Origin of the sequence: Pseudomonas syringae (genome assembly GCF_021606685.1) — a bacterium.
In the GTDB taxonomy this organism is placed as follows: Bacteria; Pseudomonadota; Gammaproteobacteria; order Pseudomonadales; family Pseudomonadaceae; genus Aquipseudomonas; species Aquipseudomonas syringae_R.
On sequence record NZ_WKCB01000032.1, the window covers coordinates 34,007 to 57,683 of the forward strand.

The 23,677-nt window shown below is 61.3% G+C and carries 21 protein-coding genes; 11 read left to right on the forward strand and 10 right to left on the reverse strand.

Annotation, left to right across the window (positions count from 1 at the left end; all coding sequences use genetic code 11):
• The first annotated feature begins 162 nt into the window (after positions 1-162).
• Positions 163-444, forward strand: coding sequence for an HU family DNA-binding protein (locus GIW02_RS14270; protein ID WP_003188840.1), 282 nt, complete (start codon positions 163-165; stop codon positions 442-444).
• A 109-nt stretch (positions 445-553) separates the two neighbouring features.
• On the opposite strand, the gene rlmF is transcribed toward GIW02_RS14270, so the two are convergent.
• From rlmF to GIW02_RS14295, 5 genes are all read right to left on the reverse strand, one after another.
• Entirely contained in the window at positions 554-1,573 is a 1,020-nt protein-coding gene (gene rlmF / locus GIW02_RS14275; RefSeq protein WP_236411739.1) for a 23S rRNA (adenine(1618)-N(6))-methyltransferase RlmF, read from the reverse strand.
• Between the two features lie 237 nt (positions 1,574-1,810).
• On the reverse strand, positions 1,811-4,657 hold the full coding sequence (locus tag GIW02_RS14280) for a valine--tRNA ligase (protein WP_236411740.1): 2,847 nt from the start codon (positions 4,655-4,657) through the stop codon (positions 1,811-1,813).
• A gap of 212 nt (positions 4,658-4,869) precedes the next feature.
• Entirely contained in the window at positions 4,870-5,256 is a 387-nt protein-coding gene (locus GIW02_RS14285; protein WP_236411741.1) for a DNA polymerase III subunit chi, read from the reverse strand.
• 7 nt (positions 5,257-5,263) lie between these two features.
• Positions 5,264-5,692 (reverse strand): DNA polymerase III subunit chi, encoded by a 429-nt coding sequence (locus tag GIW02_RS14290; protein WP_236411742.1) that lies wholly within the window; start codon positions 5,690-5,692, stop codon positions 5,264-5,266.
• 54 nt (positions 5,693-5,746) lie between these two features.
• Complete coding sequence (locus GIW02_RS14295) at positions 5,747-7,237, reverse strand: leucyl aminopeptidase (RefSeq protein WP_236411743.1); 1,491 nt, start codon at positions 7,235-7,237, stop codon at positions 5,747-5,749.
• Positions 7,238-7,521: 284 nt separating this feature from the next.
• Between GIW02_RS14295 and lptF the strand changes: the two genes are divergently transcribed.
• The 10 genes from lptF (at position 7,522) to tadA (ending at position 17,980) form a co-directional block, all read left to right on the forward strand.
• Entirely contained in the window at positions 7,522-8,640 is a 1,119-nt protein-coding gene (gene lptF, locus GIW02_RS14300; protein ID WP_236411744.1) for an LPS export ABC transporter permease LptF, read from the forward strand.
• Entirely contained in the window at positions 8,633-9,712 is a 1,080-nt protein-coding gene (gene lptG, locus GIW02_RS14305) for an LPS export ABC transporter permease LptG (RefSeq protein ID WP_236411745.1), read from the forward strand. The genes lptF and lptG overlap by 8 nt, the downstream gene beginning before the upstream one ends.
• A gap of 151 nt (positions 9,713-9,863) precedes the next feature.
• Positions 9,864-11,663, forward strand: coding sequence for a translation elongation factor 4 (gene lepA, locus GIW02_RS14310; protein ID WP_065951745.1), 1,800 nt, complete (start codon positions 9,864-9,866; stop codon positions 11,661-11,663).
• Positions 11,664-11,668: 5 nt separating this feature from the next.
• Entirely contained in the window at positions 11,669-12,523 is an 855-nt protein-coding gene (gene lepB / locus GIW02_RS14315) for a signal peptidase I (RefSeq protein ID WP_236411746.1), read from the forward strand.
• Positions 12,524-12,669: 146 nt separating this feature from the next.
• Positions 12,670-13,359 carry a ribonuclease III gene (gene rnc, locus GIW02_RS14320; RefSeq protein WP_012722401.1) on the forward strand — a complete coding sequence of 230 codons (690 nt, stop codon included), beginning with the start codon at positions 12,670-12,672 and terminating at the stop codon, positions 13,357-13,359.
• Complete coding sequence (gene era, locus GIW02_RS14325) at positions 13,352-14,254, forward strand: GTPase Era (RefSeq protein WP_005785147.1); 903 nt, start codon at positions 13,352-13,354, stop codon at positions 14,252-14,254. Before rnc ends, era begins: the two co-directional genes overlap by 8 nt.
• A 142-nt stretch (positions 14,255-14,396) precedes the next feature.
• Entirely contained in the window at positions 14,397-15,086 is a 690-nt protein-coding gene (recO, locus tag GIW02_RS14330; protein WP_236411747.1) for a DNA repair protein RecO, read from the forward strand.
• 51 nt (positions 15,087-15,137) lie between these two features.
• The gene (gene pdxJ / locus GIW02_RS14335; RefSeq protein ID WP_236411748.1) at positions 15,138-15,881 is read left to right on the forward strand and encodes a pyridoxine 5'-phosphate synthase; all 744 of its coding nucleotides are present in this window, start codon (positions 15,138-15,140) and stop codon (positions 15,879-15,881) included.
• Between the two features lie 225 nt (positions 15,882-16,106).
• Positions 16,107-17,483, forward strand: a complete 1,377-nt coding sequence (locus GIW02_RS14340; protein WP_236411749.1) for a multicopper oxidase family protein — start codon at positions 16,107-16,109, stop codon at positions 17,481-17,483.
• Positions 17,483-17,980: a tRNA adenosine(34) deaminase TadA gene (gene tadA, locus GIW02_RS14345; RefSeq protein WP_236411750.1), complete on the forward strand. Its 498-nt coding sequence runs from the start codon at positions 17,483-17,485 to the stop codon at positions 17,978-17,980. The genes GIW02_RS14340 and tadA overlap by 1 nt, the downstream gene beginning before the upstream one ends.
• A gap of 159 nt (positions 17,981-18,139) precedes the next feature.
• On the opposite strand, the gene cmoB is transcribed toward tadA, so the two are convergent.
• The 5 genes from cmoB to lon form a co-directional block, all read right to left on the reverse strand.
• Positions 18,140-19,096, reverse strand: a complete 957-nt coding sequence (cmoB, locus tag GIW02_RS14350; protein ID WP_236411751.1) for a tRNA 5-methoxyuridine(34)/uridine 5-oxyacetic acid(34) synthase CmoB — start codon at positions 19,094-19,096, stop codon at positions 18,140-18,142.
• Positions 19,093-19,836: a carboxy-S-adenosyl-L-methionine synthase CmoA gene (gene cmoA / locus GIW02_RS14355; protein WP_236411752.1), complete on the reverse strand. Its 744-nt coding sequence runs from the start codon at positions 19,834-19,836 to the stop codon at positions 19,093-19,095. Before cmoA ends, cmoB begins: the two co-directional genes overlap by 4 nt.
• A gap of 36 nt (positions 19,837-19,872) precedes the next feature.
• A complete protein-coding gene (locus GIW02_RS14360) occupies positions 19,873-20,529 on the reverse strand; it encodes a lysoplasmalogenase (RefSeq protein ID WP_236411753.1) in 657 nt (218 codons plus the stop codon).
• Position 20,530: 1 nt separating this feature from the next.
• Positions 20,531-20,920 carry a protease inhibitor I42 family protein gene (locus GIW02_RS14365; protein WP_236411754.1) on the reverse strand — a complete coding sequence of 130 codons (390 nt, stop codon included), beginning with the start codon at positions 20,918-20,920 and terminating at the stop codon, positions 20,531-20,533.
• Positions 20,921-21,112: 192 nt separating this feature from the next.
• Entirely contained in the window at positions 21,113-23,533 is a 2,421-nt protein-coding gene (gene lon / locus GIW02_RS14370; RefSeq protein ID WP_236421903.1) for an endopeptidase La, read from the reverse strand.
• Between the last annotated feature and the right edge of the window lie 144 nt (positions 23,534-23,677).

Genomic DNA, 23,677 nt, shown 5'->3' on the forward strand with positions numbered 1-23,677 from the left:
CGTGCATTCAGCATCTGTCAGGTCGAACCAATCCCCGTTTCAAGCATCTATAACCCCGATCTCTGTGGTTATAGCCGGGGGTGCCAGGCCATGACGGTCGGGCTCGACGGCTGACACTGCACTCTGCAATCCATATGAATTTGATAGGGAAGGAACACCACAATGGCTATTACTAAAGACCAACTGATCGCTGACCTGGCTGAAGCAGTAGACGCACCGAAAACTACCGTGCGCGCTCTGCTGGACCAACTGAGCCAAGTTGTTGCTGACCAGCTGGAAAATGGCGGCGAAATCACTCTGCCAGGCGTTGGCAAGCTGAAAGTGACCGAGCGTCCTGCCCGTACTGGCCGTAACCCTTCGACTGGCGCTGCCATCGAAATCGCTGCCAAGAAAGTTATCAAGCTGGTTGTGGCTAAAGGCCTGACCGACGCTGTTAACAAGTAAGACGCAGCAAAAAAAACCGTGCTCCGGAGCGATCCGGGCACGGTTTTTTGTTGCCTGCGATTTGTGCGGTGCTTTGTGTGGCGAGGGAGCAAGCTCCCTCGCCACAGGGTCAGTCGCGCACCCAGCGCTGGCGCCAGATCTGCTGCTCGTTTTTGGTCTGGAAAGTCCAGGCCACGAACCGGCTTTGCTTCTGGCCCTGGGACATCTCCACCACCTGGCTTTCGAGCACGCCGGCTTTTTTCAGGGCCGTTTCGATCGCGGGCAAGTTCGAGGCTTTTGACACCAGGGTGCTGAACCACAACACCTTGTGGGCAAAATGCGCGCTCTCAGCGATAAGCTGCGTCACAAACCGCACTTCGCCACCTTCACACCACAGCTCGGCCGATTGGCCACCGAAGTTCAGTACCGGCAACTTGCGCTTGGGGTCAGCCTTGCCCAGGGCGCGCCACTTGCGTTCGCTGCCTTTGGTGGCTTCGTCCATGGAGGCATGGAACGGCGGGTTGCACATGGTCAGGTCAAAGCGCTCACCCGGCTCCAGCAGGCCCAGCAGGATCTGCTTGGGGTTGGGTTGCTGGCGCAGCTGGATGACCTTGCTCAGGTCGTTGGACTGCACGATGGCCTTGGCGGCGGCTACGGCCGTAGGGTCGACCTCCGAGCCGAGGAAGTTCCAGCGGTACTCCATGTAGCCAATCAGCGGGTAGACGCAGTTGGCGCCCATGCCGATGTCGAGCACCTTGACGATCGAGCCGCGCGGGATCTTGCCGTCATTGCCGCTGGCCAGCAGGTCGGCGAGGAAGTGCACGTAGTCGGCACGCCCCGGCACCGGCGGGCACAGGTAATCCTGCGGGATGTCCCAGTGCTGGATGCCATAGAAGGATTTGAGCAGCGCCCGGTTGAACACGCGCACTGCATCCGGGCTGGCAAAGTCGATGCTTTCCTTGCCGTACGGGTTGATGATCACGAATTTCGCCAGTTCCGGCGTGGTCTTGATCAGCGCCGGGAAGTCGTAACGGCCTGTGTGGCGGTTGCGCGGATGCAGGGTGGCCTCTTTGCGCGGTGCCACGGGCTTGGCCGTGGTTGCGGTTTTAGGCTTCTTGCGTGGCGGTTTTGGCGTAGTGGGGGCGGTCATGTTGATTCTGGTGTTGGCTCAAAGTGGTGGGCATTGTCACACATCTTGAGGTCAACCCGTTCAAATGTGGCAGGGGGCTTGCTCCCGATTGCGGTGGACCAGCCAGTTCATAGGTAGCTGACACACCGCTATCGGGGGCAAGCCCCCTCCCACATTGACTGTATGGTCAGCCTGGGATTGGCAGTCTCCAGGCAAAAAAAAGAGGCCCTAAGGCCTCTTTCTTAAACGCGGTCCACCTTACAGGCTGGAAATCCGCGCATGTTGCTCCGCCAGCTTGCCCAGGGCCTGTTCAGCCTCGGCGAGTTTGGCGCGCTCTTTGTCGATTACTTCCGCCGGTGCCTTGTCAACGAACGCCGCGTTGGACAGCTTGCCGCCCACCCGCTGCACTTCGCCTTGCAGGCGCGCGATTTCCTTGTCGAGGCGGGCCAGTTCTGCGCCCTTGTCGATCAGGCCAGCCATTGGCACCAGCACTTCCATGTCGCCGACCAGTGCGGTGGCTGACAACGGTGCTTCGGCGTCGGCCGCCAATACGGTGATCGACTCCAGCTTCGCCAGCTTCTTGAGCAATGCGTCGTTCTCGGCGAGGCGACGCTGGTCTTCCGGGCTGGCGTTCTTCACGAACACGGCCAGTGGCTTGCCCGGCCCGATGTTCATCTCGGCACGGATGTTACGCGTGCCCATCATCAGGGTCTTGAGCCATTCGATATCGCTTTCGGCGGCCTCATCGATGCGTGCTTCATTGGCCACCGGCCAAGGTTGCAGCATGATGGTCTTGCCTTCGATACCGGCCAGCGGCGCGATGCGCTGCCAGATTTCTTCGGTGATGAACGGCATGAACGGGTGCGCCAGGCGCAGTGCCACTTCCAGGACGCGCACCAGGGTGCGACGGGTGCCGCGCTGGCGCTCGATCGACGAGTTTTCGTCCCACAGCACGGGCTTGGACAGCTCCAGGTACCAGTCGCAATACTGGTTCCAGATGAACTCGTACAAGGCCTGTGCGGCCAGGTCGAAACGGAACTGGTCGAGCTGACGGGTCACTTCGGCTTCAGTGCGTTGCAACTGCGAGATGATCCAGCGATCGGCCAGGCTCAGTTCGACGGCTTCGCCGTTCTGGCCGCAGTCTTCGCCTTTGTCCAGCACGTAGCGCGCAGCGTTCCAGATCTTGTTGCAGAAGTTGCGATAGCCTTCGACGCGGCCCATGTCGAACTTGATGTCGCGACCGGTGGACGCCAGCGAGCAGAAGGTGAAGCGCAGGGCGTCGGTGCCGTAGCTGGCGATGCCGCCTTCGAACTCGTCGCGGGTCTGCTTCTCGATCTTCTTCGCCAGTTTCGGCTGCATCAGGCCCGAGGTGCGTTTCTGCACCAGGGATTCCAGGTCGATGCCGTCGATGATGTCCAGCGGGTCGAGGACGTTGCCCTTGGACTTGGACATCTTCTGGCCCTGGCCATCACGTACCAGGCCGTGCACGTACACGGTCTTGAAGGGTACCTGCGGGGTGCCGTCTTCGTTTTTCACCAGGTGCATGGTGAGCATGATCATCCGGGCAACCCAGAAGAAAATGATGTCGAAGCCGGTGACCAGCACGTCGGTGGAGTGGAATTTCTTCAGGAATTCGGTCTGCTGCGGCCAGCCCAGGGTGGAGAAAGTCCACAGGCCCGAACTGAACCAGGTGTCGAGTACGTCGTTGTCCTGCTGCAGCGCGATGTCCGCGCCCAGGTTGTGCTTGGCGCGCACTTCGGCTTCGTCGCGGCCAACGTAGACCTTGCCCGACTCGTCGTACCAGGCCGGAATGCGGTGGCCCCACCACAATTGACGGCTGATGCACCAATCCTGGATGTCGCGCATCCACGAGAAGTACATGTTTTCGTACTGCTTGGGCACGAACTGGATACGGCCGTCTTCCACGGCAGCAATCGCAGGTTCTGCCAGCGGCTTGGTCGACACGTACCACTGATCGGTCAGCCACGGCTCGATGATGGTGCCGGAGCGGTCGCCTTTCGGCACTTTCAGGCCGTGGTCGTCAACGCTCACCAGCAGGCCAGCGGCGTCGAAGGCGGCCACGATCTGCTTGCGCGCTTCAAAACGGTCGAGGCCGGCGTATTCGGCCGGGATCTTGCCGTCGATGCTTTCGTTCAGCGTGCCGTCCAGGTTGAACACCTGGCAGGCCGGCAGTACGGCGGCGTTTTTGTCGAAGATGTTCAGCAGCGGCAGGTTGTGGCGCTTGCCGACTTCATAGTCGTTGAAGTCGTGGGCCGGGGTGATTTTCACGCAGCCGGTGCCGAACTCAGGGTCGCAGTAATCGTCCGCGATGATCGGGATGCGGCGGCCGACCAGCGGCAGCTCGACAAACTTGCCGATCAGCGCCTGGTAGCGCTCGTCGTTCGGGTTAACGGCCACGGCGGCGTCGCCGAGCATGGTTTCCGGACGGGTGGTGGCGACGATCAGGTAGTCATTGCCTTCAGCGGTCTTGGCGCCGTCGGCCAGCGGGTACTTGAGGTTCCACAGGAAGCCTTTCTCGTCGTGGTTTTCCACTTCGAGGTCGGAAATCGCCGTGTGCAACTTGGTGTCCCAGTTCACCAGGCGCTTGCCGCGGTAGATCAGGCCGTCTTCATGCAGGCGCACGAAAGCTTCTTTCACCGATTCCGACAGGCCGTCGTCCATGGTGAAGCGCTCACGGCTCCAGTCTACGGACGAACCCAGGCGACGGATCTGACGGCTGATGTTGCCGCCGGACTGGTCCTTCCATTCCCAGATTTTTTCCAGGAATTTCTCGCGACCCAGGTCGTGACGGTTCTGGCCGGTCGCTTCAAGTTGGCGCTCAACCAGCATCTGCGTGGCGATGCCAGCGTGGTCGGTGCCCGGCTGCCACAGGGTGTTGCGGCCCTGCATACGGCGGAAACGGATCAACGCATCCATGATCGCATTGTTGAAGCCATGGCCCATGTGCAGGCTGCCAGTGACGTTCGGTGGCGGAATCATGATGGTGTAGGACTCGCCCGCACCTTGCGGAGCGAAATAGTTCTCGGACTCCCAGGTGTTGTACCAGGAAGTTTCAATAGCGTGCGGCTGGTAGGTCTTATCCATGCGCGGCGGGACCCTAGTTGGCATTTATTCAGGAAAGCCGGCAAGTATAACGGGGGATAGGGCGCAGGGCGAGGCGAAGACAGGCTTGAGGTGTATGCGGGGTAAATGTGGGAGGGGGCTTGCTCCCGATAGCGCTGGGTCAGCTACACATTTATCAGCTGACCCACCCTCATCGGGGGCAAGCCCCCTCCTACATTGGATCTATGTGTGACTCAGGACTGGTACTGACTGAGCAAACGCTCCATCCGCGCATCCAGCCGACGCTTGATCTCGGTTTCGATATGCGGGGCAAAGTCGTCGATCACGTCTTGCATGATCAGCTGCGCAGCGGCGCGCAGTTCGTTGTCCAGGTGCAGCAGCAGGGCGTCGGCGGACTTCTCGGCGACAGGCTCGGCAATAGGGGCTGCGGGTGCAGCAACCGGTTGCGGCGCAATCGGCTTGTTGCCGACCATGTCGAACAACAGCGGGATCTGTACCTCGCCATTGACCGTTTCGGTCAGCAGCGGCGGGGTCAAGTCATCATCACCCAGCAACTGACGGATCGACTCGAGGTCGTCCAGCAGGTGGTCGTCTTTTTTTATAGGGTTGGGAGTGTCCATCATGTGCTCAAAGTCGTTGTAGCCGGTGATCTTGCAAAGGATAGCCCTGTTCGCGGTAGAAGCGGAAACTCTCCCGCGCGGCCTGACGAATAGCCGGGTCTTCCACCACCACCTCCGCCACACGGGCAAATGCCTTGGCGAAGGGTGGTACTTTCAGGTCCAGGTTGACCAGCAGGTCATGGTGCTCGCCGCAGCTTTCGCCCAAACCCAGCACCACCAGGCCTTCGGGTTCGGATTCGGCGGGGCCGTGGGGCACGAAGCTTTCGCCCTTGAAGCGCCACAGGCGCACGTCGAGGTCGTCGCGCTGGGCGGCGTCGCTGCAATGCAGGTAGATGCGGTGGCCCATGCGCCAGGCCTTTTCGGTGAGCTTGCAGGCAAAGTCCAGGCGCGCAGAGGGATCGGCGCTGGGCAATATATAGAAGTCGACTTGGGTCATTGCGGTTCCTGAGGCCGGGGCGGCGAGTGCATCACCGCCCCGGCATCTTCAGTTTCAGGCCTTGGCGCGATCCAGCAGGTACTGGGTCAGCAATGGCACCGGACGGCCAGTGGCGCCCTTGTCCTTGCCGCCGCTGGTCCAGGCCGTGCCGGCGATGTCCAGGTGCGCCCAGTTGAAGTTCTTGGCAAAGCGCGACAGGAAGCAGGCAGCGGTGATGGTGCCGGCTTTTGGCCCGCCGATGTTGGCGATGTCGGCGAACGGGCTGTCCAGCTGTTCCTGATACTCATCGAACAGCGGCAGTTGCCAGGCGCGGTCGTCGGCCGCCTTGCCGGCGCTGAGCAGTTGCTCGATCAGTTCGTCGCTGTTACCCAGCAGGCCCGAGGTGTGGGAACCCAGGGCAACGATGCAGGCACCGGTCAGGGTGGCGATGTCGATCACGGCCTGCGGCTTGAAGCGCTCGGCGTAGGTCAGGGCATCGCACAGCACCAGGCGGCCTTCGGCGTCGGTATTGAGGATCTCGACGGTCTGGCCGCTGAGGGTGGTGACGATGTCGCCCGGACGGGTCGCGCCGCCGCTCGGCATGTTCTCGGCGCAGGCCAGGATGCACACCAGGTTGATCGGCAATTTCAGTTCCAGCACGGCACGCAGGGTGCCGAATACGCTGGCGGCGCCGCCCATGTCGTATTTCATCTCGTCCATGCCGGCGCCCGGCTTGAGGCTGATGCCGCCGGTGTCGAAGGTGATGCCTTTACCCACCAGGGCGTACGGCTTCTCGGCCTTCTTGCCGCCGTTGTATTGCATCACGATCAGGCGTGGCGGCTGGTCGCTGCCCTGGCCCACGGCATAGAACGAGCCCATGCCCAGTTCCTTGATCTTCTTCTCGTCCAGCACTTCAACCTTGAGGCCCTTGAACTCTTTGCCCAGCGCCTTGGCTTGTTCGCCCAGGTAGGTAGGGTGGCAGATGTTCGGCGGCAGGTTGCCCAGGTCGCGGGTGAACGCCATGCCGTTGGCGATGGCCTGGGCGTGGGTTGCGGCGCGCTGGACTTCGGCCTGGGCGGCCTTGATGGTCAGCAGGGTGATTTTCTTGAGGGCGCGCGGTTCGGCTTTCTGGCTCTTGAACTGGTCGAAGATGTAGCCACCGTCCACCAGGGTTTCGGCCAGCAGGCGGGTCTTGCCGTAGCTGTCACGGCCTTTGACCACGATTTCGTCGAGTGCCAGTGCTGCATCGCTGCCGCCCAGGCCCTTGAGGGTCGTGAGGATGGCGCTGATGATCTTGCGGAACGGGCGGTCGCCGAGTTCGGCGTCCTTGCCCACGCCCACCAGCAGTACGCGGTCGGCCTTGAGGTTAGGCAGGCTTTGCAGCAGCAGGCTCTGGCCGACTTTGCCGGCCAGGTCGCCGCGCTTGAGCACGGCGCTGATGGCGCCGCCGCTGAGTTCGTCGAGTTGCTTGGCGGCAACGCCGAGCTTGCGGCCTTCGCCGATGGCGACCACGAGGGTGGCGGTTTTCAACGTTTCGGGGCTAACGCTTTTTACAACCAATTCCATTTTCGGGTCCCTTGATAAAGGTATGTGAGCCTGGCGTCTGTACGCAGGCTTTAAAGCTTGGCAGCCTTGTAAACCGCCAGCGACAAAGGCCGCAGTTTGAACCTCGCAGGCGAAGCCTGACAACCCTTGGCGCACGCTTTGTGTGTGCGCATGAGGTTGCGCAGTGACAGGCGCCATCAATCACAGGATAATGCGCCATCTTTTTAGCCGGCCCAGTCAAACGGGCTGACTCGGTATGCTTGCTTGTTTGGCCGCCTTAGCCTGACAACCCTGGAGTGTCTGGTTTGATCGTCTTCCGTTATCTGTCCCGCGAAGTCCTGTTGACCCTGAGTGCCGTGAGTGCGGTATTGCTGGTCATCATCATGAGTGGTCGTTTCGTCAAATACCTGGCTCAGGCGGCTTCGGGCGCCCTGGACCCAGGCTCGCTGTTCCTGATCATGGGCTTTCGTCTGCCGGGGTTCCTGCAGCTGATCCTGCCGCTGGGCCTGTTTCTCGGGATCCTGCTGGCCTATGGCCGCTTGTACCTTGAAAGCGAAATGACCGTGCTTTCGGCCACCGGCATGAGCCAGCAGCGTCTGCTGGGCATGACCATGATCCCGGCTGCCGGCGTCGCGCTGATCGTCGCCTGGCTGAGCCTGAGCCTGGCCCCGCAGGGCGCCATGCAATTCCAGCTGGTGCTGAACAAGCAGGATGCGATGACCGAGTTCGACACCCTCGAGCCGGGCCGCTTCCAGGCGCTCAATGACGGCACGCGGGTGACCTACACCGAAACCCTGACCGACGACCGCGCCAACCTGGGCGGGGTGTTCATCTCCGAGAAACGCCTGGGCCAGGACAAGAAAGACCGTGGTATTTCCGTATTGGTGGCCGACTCCGGTCGCCAGGAAGTGCGCCCGGACGGCAGTCGCTACCTGATCCTGGAAAACGGCTATCGCTATGATGGCAGCCCCGGCCAGGCCGATTACCGCGCTATCCAGTACGACACCTATGGCGTGATGCTGGCCCGCCCGGACGTGAGCGACGAAGTCACCGACCGCGACGCGATCCCGACCAGCGAGCTGTTGGGCAGCAACGACCGGCGCTCCATCGCCGAGTTGCAATGGCGTATTTCCCTGCCGTTGCTGGTGTTTATCGTGACCTTGATGGCCGTGCCGCTGTCGCGCGTCAACCCGCGCCAGGGCCGCTTCCTCAAGCTGTTGCCGGCGATCCTGCTGTACATGGCTTACCTGACGATCCTGATTTCCGCCCGCGGTGCCCTCGAGAAGGGCAAGCTGTCGACGACCCTGGGCCTGTGGTGGGTGCACGCAATCTTCCTGCTGATCGGCCTGGGGCTGCTTTATTGGGAACCTATACGCTTGAAAATGATGAGCCGTCGTGGCCAGAAGGAGTTGGCTCGTGGCTAAGCTCGATCGCTACATTGGTAGCAGCGTACTGATCGCCATCCTGGCGGTATTGGGCATCATCCTCGGGCTTGCCTCGTTGTTCGCCTTCATCGATGAAGTGGGCAACGTCAGCGATACCTACACCGTGTGGGATGTATTGAGCTACGTGGCCCTCACCGCGCCGCGCCGCTTGTACGACATGATGCCGATGGCCGCGCTGATCGGCTGCCTGATCGGCCTGGGCAGCCTGGCCAGCAACAGCGAACTGACCATCATGCGCGCCGCCGGGGTGTCTATCGGCCGCATCGTCTGGGCGGTGATGAAGCCCATGCTGCTGCTGATGCTGTGCAGCGTGTTGATCGGCGAGTACGTCGCGCCGCCGGCTGAAACCACGGCCCAGGCCAATCGTGCCCTGGCCCAGGGTTCGGGCGATGCGCAAAGCTCCAAGCATGGCCTGTGGCACCGCCAGGGTGACGAGTTTATCCACATCAACGCCGTGCAACCGGGCGGCCTGCTGGTGGGTGTGACGCGCTACACCTTCGACAAGGAACGCCACCTGCTGTCGTCGAGTTTCGCCAAACGTGCGCAGTACAGCGACGAAAAATGGCAGCTGACCGACATCACCACCACGCATTTCCGCAATGTCGGCCAAGGCACCAAGGCCAGCACTGAAGTGATCAATCTGCCGAGCGAAGAGTGGGATATCGCCCTCAAGCCGCAATTGCTCAATACCGTAGTGATGATCCCGGAAAGCCTGCCGATCTCCGGCTTGTGGGGGTATATCCACTACCTCAAGGACCAGGGCCTGAATAACGGTCGTTACTGGCTGGCGTTCTGGGTCAAGGTGTTGCAGCCGGTGGTGACGGCGGCGTTGGTGTTGATGGCAATTTCGTTCATCTTCGGCCCGCTGCGCTCCGTAACACTGGGCCAGCGCGTGTTTACCGGCGTGCTGGTCGGCTTCACCTTCCGCATTGCCCAGGACCTGCTCGGCCCGTCTAGCCTGGTGTTTGGTTTCTCGCCGCTGTTTGCGGTGCTGGTGCCGACTGCCATCTGCGCCCTGGCCGGCTTCTGGCTGTTGCGCCGAGCCGGTTGATACCGCGCTTATGCACAAAAAATGCCCCACTCGCAGGAGTGGGGCATTTTTGTTCTGGTCAGCAAAGATGACGTCTGGCCTGAGCATCAGGTACAATTCCCGGCTATTTTTCAGCGGGCAATCTGCCTGCAGCCTTTTTGAGTGTTGATCCGTGAGTGATTTGAGTCATATCCGCAATTTCTCCATCATCGCCCACATTGACCATGGCAAGTCGACGCTGGCCGATCGATTCATCCAGATGTGCGGCGGCCTCGCCGAGCGCGAAATGGAAGCCCAGGTCCTGGACTCCATGGACCTTGAGCGTGAGCGCGGTATCACCATCAAGGCTCACAGCGTCACCCTGTACTACACCGCCAAAGACGGCATCAAGTACCAGCTGAACTTCATTGACACCCCCGGCCACGTTGACTTCACCTACGAAGTCAGCCGCTCGCTGGCGGCCTGTGAAGGTGCCTTGCTGGTGGTCGATGCGGGCCAGGGCGTTGAAGCCCAATCCGTAGCCAACTGCTACACCGCGATCGAGCAGGGCCTTGAGGTCATGCCGGTACTGAACAAGATCGACCTGCCGCAGGCCGATCCAGACCGCGTAAAAGAAGAAATCGAAAAAATCATCGGCATTGACGCCACCGACGCCGTCGAGTGCAGCGCCAAGACCGGCCTGGGCGTCGACGAAGTGCTCGAGCGCCTGGTGAAAACCATTCCTGCGCCTACCGGCAACTACGACGATCCGCTGCAAGCGTTGATCATCGACTCCTGGTTTGACAACTACCTGGGCGTTGTTTCCCTGGTACGCGTGCGCCACGGCCGTGTGAAGAAGGGCGACAAGATCCTGGTCAAGTCCACCGGCAAGATCCACCTAGTGGACAGCGTCGGTGTATTCAACCCCAAGCACACCGCTACCACCGACCTCAAGGCCGGTGAAGTAGGCTTCATCATCGCCGGTATCAAGGACATTCACGGTGCGCCAGTGGGCGACACCCTGACCTTGAGTTCCACCCCCGACGTAGATGTGCTGCCGGGCTTCAAACGCATCCAGCCGCAGGTTTATGCCGGTCTGTTCCCGGTCAGCTCCGACGATTTCGAAGACTTCCGCGAAGCGCTGCAGAAGCTGACCCTCAACGACTCGTCGTTGCAGTACACACCGGAAAGCTCCGACGCGCTGGGCTTCGGCTTCCGCTGCGGGTTCCTGGGCATGCTGCACATGGAGATCATCCAGGAGCGCCTGGAGCGCGAGTACGACCTGGACCTGATCACCACCGCGCCAACGGTTATTTTTGAGCTGGCGCTGAAAACCGGTGAAACAATTTACGTAGACAACCCGTCCAAGCTTCCAGACCTGTCCTCCATCGAAGACATGCGCGAGCCGATCGTGCGGGCCAATATCCTGGTTCCGCAGGAGCACCTGGGCAACGTCATCACCCTGTGTATCGAAAAGCGTGGCGTCCAGCACGACATGCTGTTCCTCGGTACCCAGGTGCAAGTGACCTACGATTTGCCGATGAACGAAGTGGTCCTGGACTTCTTCGACCGTCTCAAATCCACCAGCCGCGGCTATGCTTCGCTGGATTACCATTTCGATCGTTACCAATCGGCTAATCTGGTGAAACTGGACGTGCTGATCAACGGCGACAAGGTCGATGCCCTGGCACTCATCGTGCACAAGGACAACGCGCACTACAAAGGTCGCCAGTTGACCGAGAAGATGAAAGAACTGATTCCGCGCCAGATGTTCGACGTCGCGATCCAGGCCGCCATTGGCGGGCAGATCATTGCGCGGACCTCCGTCAAGGCTCTCAGAAAGAACGTACTGGCCAAATGCTACGGTGGTGACGTAAGCCGTAAGCGCAAACTGCTTGAGAAGCAAAAGGCCGGTAAAAAACGCATGAAGCAAGTGGGCAACGTGGAAATTCCACAAGAAGCCTTCCTTGCGGTGCTCAGGTTGGATAGTTAGGTCCTATGTCGCTAAATTTCCCGCTGTTGCTGGTCATCGCCGTTGCCGTTTGTGGTCTCTTGGCGTTGCTCGATCTGGTGTTCTTCGCCCCGCGTCGGCGGGCTGCTATCGCGTCCTATCAGGGCAGCGTCAGCCAGCCCGATGGCGTGGTGATCGAGAAGCTGAACAAAGAACCTTTGCTGGTTGAGTACGGCAAGTCGTTCTTCCCGGTGTTGTTCATCGTGCTGGTGCTGCGTTCGTTCCTGGTGGAGCCGTTTCAGATCCCTTCGGGGTCGATGAAGCCGACCCTGGACGTGGGCGACTTCATCCTGGTGAACAAGTTTTCCTACGGGATCCGCCTGCCGGTGATCGACAAGAAAGTCATCGAGATCGGTGACCCGCAGCGTGGCGACGTGATGGTGTTCCGCTACCCGAGCGACCCGAACGTCAACTACATCAAGCGTGTGGTTGGCCTGCCGGGCGACGTGATTCGCTACACCAGCGACAAGCGCCTGTTGATCAATGGTGAGTCGGTTGCCGAAAAACTGATCGGTTCCGAACCGAACAGCCTGGGCAGCGCCGAGCTGTATCTGGAAAAACTCGGTGCGGTAGAGCACGAAATCCGTAAGGAAATGAGTCGCTATCGCGCGATGCCGGATGGCGAATGGAAAGTGCCGGCCGGGCACTATTTCATGATGGGCGACAACCGTGACAACTCCAATGACAGCCGCTACTGGGATGACCCCACTATTCCCAAGGAGCTGCTGGGCATGGTTCCCGACCAGAATATCGTCGGCAAGGCCTTTGCGGTTTGGATGAGCTGGCCGGAACCGAAACTCAGCCACCTGCCGAACTTCTCGCGGGTCGGGCTGATCAAGTAATACAAGCGGCGCTGTTAACACAGCGCCGAATGCTTTTCTGGGGCTTGGACATTTCCGGTCCCATGCAGCACTTACCAGGATTTGAATTTGAACACTGCGTCAATCGTCGATGGCCGCCGGTGCCACCAACTAGATATGGATAAACCGTGACCGTTTCTCTAGCACGTCTCGAGCGCCAGCTCGGCTACACCTTCAAGGACCAGGAATTGATGGTCCTTGCCCTCACACACCGCAGTTTTGCCGGGCGTAATAACGAACGCCTGGAATTCCTCGGTGATGCCATCCTCAATTTCGTCGCCGGCGAAGCCCTGTTCGAGCGCTTCCCCCAAGCCCGTGAAGGCCAGCTGTCGCGCTTGCGCGCCCGCCTGGTAAAGGGCGAGACCCTGGCCGTGCTGGCCCGTGGTTTCGGCCTGGGCGAGTACCTGCGCCTGGGCTCTGGCGAGTTGAAGAGCGGCGGTTTTCGCCGTGAGTCGATCCTGGCCGACGCACTCGAAGCCTTGATCGGCGCGATCTACCTCGATGCAGGCATGGAAGCGGCCAAGGAGCGGGTCACCGCCTGGCTGACGTCCGAGATCGAAAGCCTCACGCTGGTCGACACCAACAAAGATCCCAAGACCCGCCTGCAGGAATTCCTGCAGTCGCGCGGGTGCGAACTGCCACGTTACGAAGTGGTGGATATCCAGGGTGAACCCCATTGCCGCGTGTTCTTCGTGGAATGTGAAATCACCTTACTGAATGAAAAAAGCCGAGGTCAGGGTGTGAGCCGTCGTATTGCCGAACAGGTAGCGGCCGCTGCAGCACTGATTGCCCTGGGCGTGGAGAATGGCCATGACTGATTCAACCGCAACACGCTGTGGCTATGTTGCCATCGTCGGCCGCCCGAACGTGGGCAAGTCCACGCTGCTGAACCACATCCTCGGGCAGAAACTCGCGATCACTTCGCGCAAACCGCAGACCACCCGCCACAACATGCTGGGCATCAAGACTGAAGGCAACGTGCAAGCGGTCTACGTCGACACCCCGGGCATGCACAAGGGTGGCGAGAAAGCGCTTAACCGTTACATGAACAAAACCGCTTCGGCGGCGTTGAAAGACGTCGACGTGGTGATCTTCGTGGTCGACCGCACCAAGTGGACCGACGAAGACCAGATGGTTCTGGAACGCGTGCAATACGTGACCGGCCCGCTGATCGTCGCGTTGAACAAGACCGACCGTATCGAAGACAAAGCCGAGCTGATGCCGCACCTGACCTGGCTGCAGGAACAACTGCCGAACGCCCAGATCATGCCGATCTCGGCGCAGCACGGCCACAACCTCGAAGCCCTGGAACGCGTGATCGCTGGCTACCTGCCGGAGAACGAGCATTTCTTCCCGGAAGACCAGATCACCGACCGCAGCAGCCGTTTCCTCGCCGCCGAACTGGTGCGCGAGAAAATCATGCGCCAGATGGGCGCCGAGCTGCCGTACCAGATCACCGTCGAAATCGAAGAGTTCAAGCAGCAGGGCAAGACCCTGCATATCCATGCGCTGATCCTCGTCGAGCGTGACGGCCAGAAAAAAATCATCATTGGCGACAAGGGCGAGCGCATCAAGCGTATCGGCACCGAAGCGCGCAAGGACATGGAATTGCTGTTTGATTCCAAGATCATGCTCAACCTGTGGGTGAAGGTGAAGGGTGGTTGGTCCGATGACGAGCGCGCGTTGCGTTCGTTGGGTTACGGCGACCTGTAAACACGCCGCAGGGCAGAAAATGTGGGAGGGGGCTTGCCCCCGATAGCGGTGGCTCAGTTAACCAATAAGTGACTGACATACTGCCATCGGGGGCAAGCCCCCTCCCACATTAGGTTTGTGTTGTTTTCAAGATAGAGAACCCATGTCCCAATCCCAACCCCCCAGCCAACTCGCCTACGTCCTGCACAGCCGCGCCTACCGCGAGACCAGCGCCCTGGTGGATTTCCTCACGCCTCAGGGCCGCCTGCGCGCGGTGTTGCGCAGCGCCCGGGGCAAGGCGGGGACATTGGCGCGGCCATTCGTGGCCCTGGACGTGGAGTTTCGTGGCAAAGGCGAGCTGAAGAACGTCGGCCGCCTGGAAAGCGTCGGGACCTCCGCCTGGCTCAATGGCGAGGCGCTGTTCAGTGGCCTCTACCTGAATGAATTGCTGATCCGCCTGTTGCCCGCCGAAGACCCGCACCCGGCGGTCTTCGATCACTACGCCGCCACGCTCATCGCGCTGGCTGAAGGGCGCCCCCTGGAACCCCTGCTGCGCGCCTTCGAATGGCGCCTGCTGGATGACCTGGGCTACGGCTTTGAACTGAGTAACGACCTGAACGGCGACCCGGTGGCCGCCGATGGCATGTACCGTTTGCAAGTCGACGCTGGCCTGGAGCGCGTGTACCTGCTGCAACCGGGCCTGTTCCAGGGCACTGAGCTGCTGGCGATGAGTGAAGCGGATTGGACCGCCCCCGGCGCGTTGTCTGCCGCCAAGCGTCTGATGCGCCAGGCACTGGCCGTGCACCTGGGCGGAAGGCCGCTGGTCAGTCGCGAGTTGTTTCGAAAGCCCTGACATCCCCGTGTATGCTGTGCACCGATTCTTTCCCTTTTCAGGAGCGCTTTCGTGACCACCAGCAATCGCATTCTTCTTGGCGTCAATATCGACCACGTAGCCACCCTGCGCCAGGCCCGGGGCACCCGTTACCCTGACCCGGTCAAGGCCGCGCTGGACGCCGAAGAAGCGGGCGCCGACGGCATCACCGTGCACCTGCGCGAAGACCGCCGCCACATCCAGGAGCGCGACGTACTGCTGCTCAAGGACGTGCTGCAAACCCGCATGAACTTCGAGATGGGCGTTACCGAAGAAATGATGGCCTTCGCCGAGCGCATCCGCCCGGCGCACATCTGCCTGGTCCCGGAAACCCGCCAGGAACTGACCACCGAAGGTGGCCTCGATGTCGCCGGCCAGGAAGCGCGGATCAAGGCTGCCGTGGAGCGTCTGTCGAAAATCGGCAGTGAAGTCTCACTGTTCATCGATGCCGACGAGCGCCAGATCGAAGCCTCGCGCCGGGTCGGCGCGCCGGCCATCGAACTGCACACCGGGCGTTATGCCGATGCCACCACGCCGACCGACGTGGCTGACGAACTGCAGCGCATTATCGACGGCGTGAAGTGCGGCTTGAACGAAGGGCTGATCGTCAACGCCGGCCATGGTCTGCACTACCACAACGTCGAAGCCGTAGCCGCGATCAAGGGCATCAACGAGCTGAACATCGGCCATGCACTGGTGGCGCATGCACTGTTCGTCGGTTTCAAAGGCGCCGTGGCCGAAATGAAGGCCCTGATCCTGACTGCCGCCAAGCATTAAGAAAACAACGGAAATCCAATGTGGGAGGGGGCTTGCCCCCGATAGCGGTGCATCAGCCATAGATGTGGTGACTGACACACTGCCATCGGGGGCAAGCCCCCTCCCACATTTTGACCTCAGTGAATTCAGCCATGCGGCAATGCGAAGCCTTACTGTTTAGCCGATGCAGGTGTATCGTATCTGCCCTTTGCGGGCCTTGGCCTGCGGCAGATACGTGAGGTTGTTGTGTCCCGATCCTTTTCCCGTCGACAAATCCTGGGTGGTCTTGCAGGCCTGGCTGTAGTGGGTGTCGGTGCCGGTGGCGCCTACCGCTACTGGCTGGGGAAAGTCGCCGAGGCCGAAGCGGGGCACGATTACGAACTGATCGCCGCGCCGCTCGACGTTGAACTGGTGCCGGGCCACAAAACCGAGGCGTGGGCGTTCGGCCCTTCGGCGCCGGGCACCGAATTGCGCGTGCGCCAGGGCGAGTGGCTGCGGGTGCGTTTTATCAACCACCTGCCTGTCGCCACCACCATCCACTGGCATGGCATTCGTCTGCCGCTGGAAATGGACGGCGTGCCCTACGTCTCGCAATTGCCGGTGCTGCCCGGCGAATACTTCGATTACAAGTTCCGCGTGCCCGACGCCGGCAGCTACTGGTATCACCCCCATGTGAACAGCAGCGAAGAACTCGGCCGTGGCCTGGTCGGCCCGCTGATCATCGAAGAGCGCGAGCCCACCGGTTTCAAACACGAACGCACCTTGAGCCTTAAAAGCTGGCACGTGGACGAAGAGGGCGCCTTTGTCGCCTTCAGTATCCCGCGTGAGGCCGCGCGTGGCGGCACGGCCGGGCGCCTGTCGACGATCAATGGTGTGTCTCAGGCGGTGATCGATCTGCCGGCCGGGCAGATCACCCGCGTGCGTCTGCTCAACCTCGATAACACCCTGACCTACCGCCTCAACATCCCTGACGTCGAGGCGCAGATCTATGCGCTGGACGGCAACCCCATCGAACCGCGCCCACTGGGCAAGGAATATTGGCTGGGCCCGGGCATGCGCATCTGCCTGGCGATCAAGGCCCCACCGGCCGGTGAAGAACTCTCGATCCGTAATGGCCCGGTGCGCCTGGGCACCTTCCGTTCAGTCGCCAATACCGACGCGCCGACCGAATGGCCACCGGCGCTGCCGGCCAACCCGATTGCCGAGCCGGACCTGGCCAATGCCGAGAAACTCAACTTCAATTTCGAATGGGTGGGCAGCGTGTCGGTGGATGACGGCAAGCCGCCGAGCCTCTGGCAGATCAACGGCAAGGCCTGGGACATCACCGACAAGACCTGTGCCGACCGCCCGATAGCCAAGCTGGAGAAGGGCAAGAGCTACATTTTTGAATTGAAGAACATGACCCAGTACCAGCACCCGATCCACCTGCATGGCATGAGCTTCAAGGTGATCGCGTCGAACCGCCACAAGGTGATCCCATATTTCACCGACACCTACCTGCTGGGCAAGAACGAACGCGCCCGCGTGGCGTTGGTGGCGGATAACCCGGGGGTGTGGATGTTCCACTGCCACGTGATCGACCATATGGAAACCGGCCTGATGGCCGCCATCGAGGTGGCGTGATGCGTCAGATCCGCCCCGCGGCGATTATCGACCGCAGCCGTGACCAGCACTTCATGCGCGAAGCCCTGGCCCTCGCCGCCGAGGGCGCGGCACTCGGCGAAGTGCCGGTGGGCGCGGTGCTGGTGCAAAACGGTGAAATCATCGGCCGCGGCTTCAACTGCCCCATCAGCGGCAACGACCCCAGCGCGCATGCCGAAATGGTCGCCATCCGCGCCGCCGCGCAAGCCATCAGCAACTACCGCCTGGTCGGCAGCACCCTGTACGTGACCCTGGAACCGTGCAGCATGTGCGCCGGCCTGATCGTGCACTCACGGGTGGCGCGGGTGGTGTATGGCGCGCTGGAACCCAAGGCCGGAATTGTGCAGAGCCAGGGGCAGTTTTTTACCCAAGGGTTTCTGAATCATCGGGTGTTGTTTGAGGGTGGGGTGTTGGCGGAGGAGTGTGGGGCTGTTCTGAGTGCGTTCTTCAAGGCGCGTCGGGCCAAGCCTACACTTTAAGGAACACTGAGTTAAGGAACACTGGAGATCAAATGTGGGAGGGGGCTTGCTCCCGATAGCAGAGTGTCAGTCAGCCTATCTATAGCTGACCCACCGCCATCGGGAGTAAGCCCCCTCCCACACCTTTGATCTCCATTTATTCAAGGGGATCAGGGGTTACTACTTCCTGGCAATAATCACCGCCCGCATCGGCGCCGGCAGCCCTTCAATGGTTTTGCTGTGATCGTCCGGATCAAGAAAGTCACTCAGCGACTGGTACTTCATCCACTCCGTCCCGCGCTGCTCCTCGACCGTGGTCACGCTCACATCCACGCAACGCACATCGCTGAACCCCGCGCGGCGCAGCCATAGCATCAGTGCCGGCACCGACGGCAGGAACCACACGTTGCGCATCTGCGCATAGCGGTCTTCCGGCACTAGTACTTGCTGCTGGTCGCCTTCCACCACCAACGTTTCCAGGACCAGCTCGCCGCCTTTGACCAGCGTGTCTTTCAGCGCCAGCAGGTGCTCGATGGGTGAGCGGCGGTGGTAGAACACGCCCATGGAAAATACCGTGTCGAAACCTTCCAGGTTGGGTGGCAGGTCTTCGAAGGGGAAGGGCAAGTGCCAGGCTTTCGGCTCTGACAGGTAACGCTGCACCGCCTGGAACTGGCAGAAGAACAGCCAGTTCGGGTCCACGCCAATCACGCTGTGGGCCCCGGCGCCGAGCATGCGCCACATGTAATAGCCGTTGCCGCAACCGACATCAAGGATACGTTTGCCCTCGAGGTTCAGGTGCGGCGCCACCCGTGACCACTTCCAGTCCGAGCGCCATTCGGTGTCCACGTGCACGCCGAACAGGTTGAACGGGCCCTTGCGCCACGGGCTCAGGCCCATCAGCGCGGTGTGCATTTGCGCGCGCGTGGCGTCGTCGCAATCGGTGTCGAGGGTCAAGCCATTGAGCAAATCGACTTCGCTGGGCTGGATCTTTGGCAGCGCATCCAGCGCGCTCTGCCAACGCTCCAGGTCGCCATGACCCTTTTCCATCTTGCTGTCGAGTTGCGCTTGCAGGCCCTGGGCCCACACGGCCAGGGGGGTGCCGACCAAGTGGCGGGCGAGGGGGGACAAATCAATCATGGCAAGGCAATCAACGAGGCAAAGTTAAGACACTGGAACCACGGCACGACTTTCGAGAACCCGGCCGCCAGCAGGCGTTCGCGGTGTTCTTCGAGGCTGTCGGGCTTCATGACGTTTTCGATGGCGCTGCGCTTCTGGGCGATTTCCAGTTCGCTGTAGCCGTTGGCGCGTTTGAACGCGATGTGCAGGTCGGTGAGCAGCGCATGTTCTTCAAGGTCATTGAAGCGCAGCTTTTCCGAAAGAATCAACGCGCCGCCCGGCAGCAGCGCCTGGCGAATGCGCCCGAGCAACGCCAGGCGCTCCTCGGGGGCGATGAATTGCAGGGTGAAATTCAGCGCCACCACCGAGGCCGGCTGGAACTGCAGCGCGAGGATATCGCCCTCGATCACGTCGACCGGCAGCAGCTCCTGGAACATCGAGTCCTGGCCATTGAGGTATTCACGGCAGCGCTCGACCATCGCCGCCGAGTTATCCACCGCGATCACCCGGCAGCCGTCGGTGCGCACATGGCGACGCAGGGCCTGGGTCACCGCACCCAGGGATGAGCCCAGGTCGTAGAGCACGCTATGGGGTTGGGCGAATTGCGCCGCGAGCACGCCGAGGTTTTCGACGATGGTCGGGTAGCCCGGCACCGAGCGCTTGATCATGTCCGGGAACACCCGCACCACGTCCTCGTTAAAGGCGAAGTCCGGCACCTGGGGCAGGGGCTGGGCGAATAGGCGATCGGGTTCTTTGCTCACGGCTGTTCCGGCGACGAAGGGGGAAAGGCCGGCATTTTAGCCAAATTGGTCCGCCGATGCGCGGGTTGTCTGATGGAAAGCCGAGGCGGTGATGCCCCACTGGCCCAACCAGTAAGTGACGATCAGCGCATACGGCGCGGCCTCGAATGCCAGCACAAACCGATTGATGCCGATCAGCGTGTCGGAACACACAAACAACCCGGCACCCACCGCCGCCAACAGGCTTGAGCGTTTGGGCACCGCAGTGCCCAGGCGGGCCAGCGCACGCCAGAGCATCGCGCTGATCACCAGGGCATACACCACCACCGGAACCAGCAGCTCGCCCAGGCCGTGGGCAATCAGGATGCTCAACAGCACCGCGCCTACGCCCAGCGCCAGCACCAGCGGCAGCAGGGCCAAACGCCGGCAATCGCTGAAATAGGCTTTGAGGTAGGCCAGGTGCGCCAACAGGAAGGCGCCGAGCCCAAAGATAAACAGGTCGCCGGGCCAGGCCAGCAGCACATCGCCGACCAGGGAAAAAATCAGCCCCAGGCTGATCCAGCGTCGATAGTCGGTGGGCGGTGCGTCATGCAGCCAGCCCAGCAGCGCCAGTACCGGCAGCGGCTTGACCAGCAGGCACAGCAGCGCCGCATGGGTGCTCAGGCCGTAGATAAACGTGCCGGCGCCCATCAACGCGAGGATCAGCCATGGCATCTCAGTTCACCGTGATGGCGCAATCGAAGCTTTCGGCGGGTTCGGCTTCTGGCTCCCAAGGTTGCTGGGAGGTCAGGCGCAAACGACCCTGGCCGGCCGCGAAGGCCTGGAAGCGCCAGGTGGATTGGCCGCCGCCACCGATGACACCGGATTCCGAGCTGCTGTAGACCTCGGGGCTCAACGCACGCAGCACGCCGCCAGCGGAATCCTGGATGGCCCAGCGGTATCCGGTGGTGGGGTTGCTGGGCAGGGTGAGGATCAGGTTTTGCCCGAATTTAAGCTGGAGCGGGCAGGCGCTCTGGTCTTCCACGCTGATGTTTTGCTTAGGTGCACTGGCGCAGGCGGCCAGCAGGGCAAGGCTCAAGGGGAGAAGCAGGCGGGCAGCGGTCATGGGGGCTCCGTTGTTTGACGACGAAGGGCGAGCATAACCGAAGATGAGACAAGGTGTGACAAGGCGGGGTTGTGTGTTGGCAGGTCTGGCCTCATCGGGGGCAAGCCCCCTCCCACATTTTGAACTGTGAATACTTTCAAGTGTGGGAGGGGGCTTGCCCCCGATGAGGCCAGCTCAGGCACTACACAACTATCAGAACAACACCTTCGCCACATCCGCAAACCGCTTGGCAAAGTGCACCGTCATGCCCTCTTTGAGGTACTCCGGCAACTCTTCAAAGCTGCCACGGTTCGGCTCCGGCAGGATCAGCTCGTGAATCTTCTGACGCCGCGCCGCGATCACCTTCTCGCGCACCCCGCCAATCGGCAGCACATGCCCGGTCAACGTCAGCTCACCGGTCATCGCCACGCCTTTTTTCGGCGCCTGGTTGCGCGCCAGCGACAGCAACGCACTGGCCATTGTCACCCCGGCGCTCGGGCCGTCTTTCGGCGTGGCGCCTTCCGGCACGTGCAAGTGCACGAAGGCTTCGTCGAAGAACTTGGGGTCACCGCCAAACGACTTGAGGTTGGAGCTGATGTAGCTGTAAGCGATTTCGGCAGATTCCTTCATCACTTCACCCAACTGTCCGGTGAGCTTGAAGCCGCGATTGAGCGTGTGAATACGCGTCGCCTCGATCGGCAAGGTCGCGCCGCCCATGCTGGTCCAGGCCAGGCCGGTGATCACGCCGGTGCCGGACAGCACTTGCTCGTTGCGAAACACCGGCATGCCCAGGGAGCTTTCCAGGTCCTTGGTGCCGAGCTTGATCACCGAGTCCGGCTCATCCAGCAGCTTGACCACCGCCTTGCGCACCAGTTTGCCCAGCTGCTTCTCCAGTTGGCGCACCCCGGCTTCCCGCGCATAACCGTCGATCAATGCGCGCAGGGCGCCATCGCTGATGGTCAGGCTGGTTTTCGACACGCCGGCTTTTTCCAGCTGTTTGGGCCACAGGTGGCGCTTGGCGATGGCGACTTTTTCTTCGGTGATGTAGCCCGACAGGCGAATCACTTCCATGCGGTCCAGCAACGGGCCGGGGATCGAGTCCAGGGTGTTGGCGGTGCACACGAAGAGTACCTTGGACAGGTCCAGGCGCAGGTCCAGGTAGTGGTCGAGGAATTCGACGTTCTGCTCCGGGTCGAGGGTTTCGAGCAGGGCCGAGGCGGGGTCGCCCTGGAAGCTCTGGCCCATCTTGTCGATCTCGTCGAGCATGATCACCGGGTTCATCACTTCCACATCTTTTAGCGCCTGCACCAGCTTGCCCGGCAGGGCGCCGATGTAAGTGCGGCGATGGCCCTTGATCTCGGCCTCGTCGCGCATGCCGCCGACGCTGAAACGGTAGAACGGCCGGCCCAGCGACTCGGCGATGGATTTACCCACGCTGGTCTTGCCCACGCCCGGCGGGCCCACCAGCAGCACAATGGAGCCGGCGACTTCGCCTTTGTAGGCGCCCACCGCCAGGAACTCGAGGATGCGACTCTTGATGTCGTCCAGCCCCGCGTGGTGTTTGTCCAGGACCTTGCGCGCGTGTTTCAGGTCGAGCTTGTCCTCGCCATACACGCCCCACGGCACCGAGGTGGCCCAGTCCAGGTAGTTGCGCGTCACCGCGTATTCCGGCGAGCCGGTTTCGAGGATCGACAGTTTGTTCAATTCTTCATCAATGCGTTTTTTCGCCTGGGGCGGCAGCACCTTGCCTTCCAGGCGCTGCTCGAACTGCTCGACGTCCGCGCTGCGGTCGTCCTTGGTCAGGCCCAGCTCTTGCTGGATGACCTTGAGTTGTTCCTTGAGAAAGAACTCGCGCTGGTGCTCGCCGATCTTGCGGTTCACTTCGGCGGAGAGTTCTTTTTGCAGGCGCGCAACTTCCACCTCTTTGCGCAGCATCGGCAGGACTTTTTCCATGCGCTTGAGCATCGGCACGCAGTCCAGCACTTCCTGCAGCTCGTTACCGGTGGCCGACGTCAGCGCGGCGGCGAAGTCGGTAAGCGGTGACGGGTCATTCGGGCTGAAGCGGTTGAGGTAGTTCTTCAGCTCTTCGCTGTACAGCGGGTTGAGCGGCAGCAGCTCTTTGATCGCATTGATCAGCGCCATGCCATAGGCCTTGACCTCATCGGTCGGCTCGGTGGGCTGGTGCGGGTATTCGACTTCCACCAGGTACGGTGGGCGATGGTGCTTGAGCCAAGTCTTGATGCGGACGCGGGTCAGGCCCTGGGCGACGAATTGCAGTTTGCCGTTCTCGCGGCTGGCGTGGTGCACCTTCACCAGGGTGCCGTACAGCGGCAGGCTGGAGGTGTCGAAGTGCCGTGGGTCTTCGGGCGGGGTGTCCATGAAGAACAGGGCCAGGGAGTGGTGGTCGGATTTGCTCACCAGCTCCAGGGTCTCGGCCCACGGCTCCTCATTGACGATCACCGGCAGCACTTGCGCCGGGAAGAACGGCCGATTGTGGATAGGGATGATGTAGACCTTGTCCGGCAGGTTTTGCCCAGGCAGGGCCAGGCCGGTATTGGACGACGGGGTTTCAGCGTTTTCGGGGTCGGCGTAATCGTTCAGGTCGTAATCAGGGAATTCTTGCTGGTCGCTCATGGGGCACCTGCATAAGGAAGTATGGAGGTTAGATGGGGCGGGGTAGCGGTGGTTTCAATGGCGGCGTGCAGATAGCAACATATTGCATAAAATTATCAGTGTGGGAGCGGGCTTGCTCGCGAATGCGCTGGGTCAGCCAATACA

Excerpts from the sequence above, each read along its gene's own strand:
- GIW02_RS14270 (WP_003188840.1), top strand. The coding sequence starts at position 163 with ATGGCTATTACTAAAGACCAACTGATCGCTGACCTGGCTGAAGCAGTA.
- rlmF (WP_236411739.1), bottom strand. The coding sequence starts at position 1,573 with ATGACCGCCCCCACTACGCCAAAACCGCCACGCAAGAAGCCTAAAACC.
- GIW02_RS14280 (WP_236411740.1), bottom strand. The coding sequence starts at position 4,657 with ATGGATAAGACCTACCAGCCGCACGCTATTGAAACTTCCTGGTACAAC.
- GIW02_RS14285 (WP_236411741.1), bottom strand. The coding sequence starts at position 5,256 with ATGGACACTCCCAACCCTATAAAAAAAGACGACCACCTGCTGGACGAC.
- GIW02_RS14290 (WP_236411742.1), bottom strand. The coding sequence starts at position 5,692 with ATGACCCAAGTCGACTTCTATATATTGCCCAGCGCCGATCCCTCTGCG.
- GIW02_RS14295 (WP_236411743.1), bottom strand. The coding sequence starts at position 7,237 with ATGGAATTGGTTGTAAAAAGCGTTAGCCCCGAAACGTTGAAAACCGCC.
- lepB (WP_236411746.1), top strand. The coding sequence starts at position 11,669 with ATGTCGCTAAATTTCCCGCTGTTGCTGGTCATCGCCGTTGCCGTTTGT.
- era (WP_005785147.1), top strand. The coding sequence starts at position 13,352 with ATGACTGATTCAACCGCAACACGCTGTGGCTATGTTGCCATCGTCGGC.
- recO (WP_236411747.1), top strand. The coding sequence starts at position 14,397 with ATGTCCCAATCCCAACCCCCCAGCCAACTCGCCTACGTCCTGCACAGC.
- tadA (WP_236411750.1), top strand. The coding sequence starts at position 17,483 with ATGCGTCAGATCCGCCCCGCGGCGATTATCGACCGCAGCCGTGACCAG.
- cmoB (WP_236411751.1), bottom strand. The coding sequence starts at position 19,096 with ATGATTGATTTGTCCCCCCTCGCCCGCCACTTGGTCGGCACCCCCCTG.
- GIW02_RS14360 (WP_236411753.1), bottom strand. The coding sequence starts at position 20,529 with ATGCCATGGCTGATCCTCGCGTTGATGGGCGCCGGCACGTTTATCTAC.
- GIW02_RS14365 (WP_236411754.1), bottom strand. The coding sequence starts at position 20,920 with ATGACCGCTGCCCGCCTGCTTCTCCCCTTGAGCCTTGCCCTGCTGGCC.
- lon (WP_236421903.1), bottom strand. The coding sequence starts at position 23,533 with ATGAGCGACCAGCAAGAATTCCCTGATTACGACCTGAACGATTACGCC.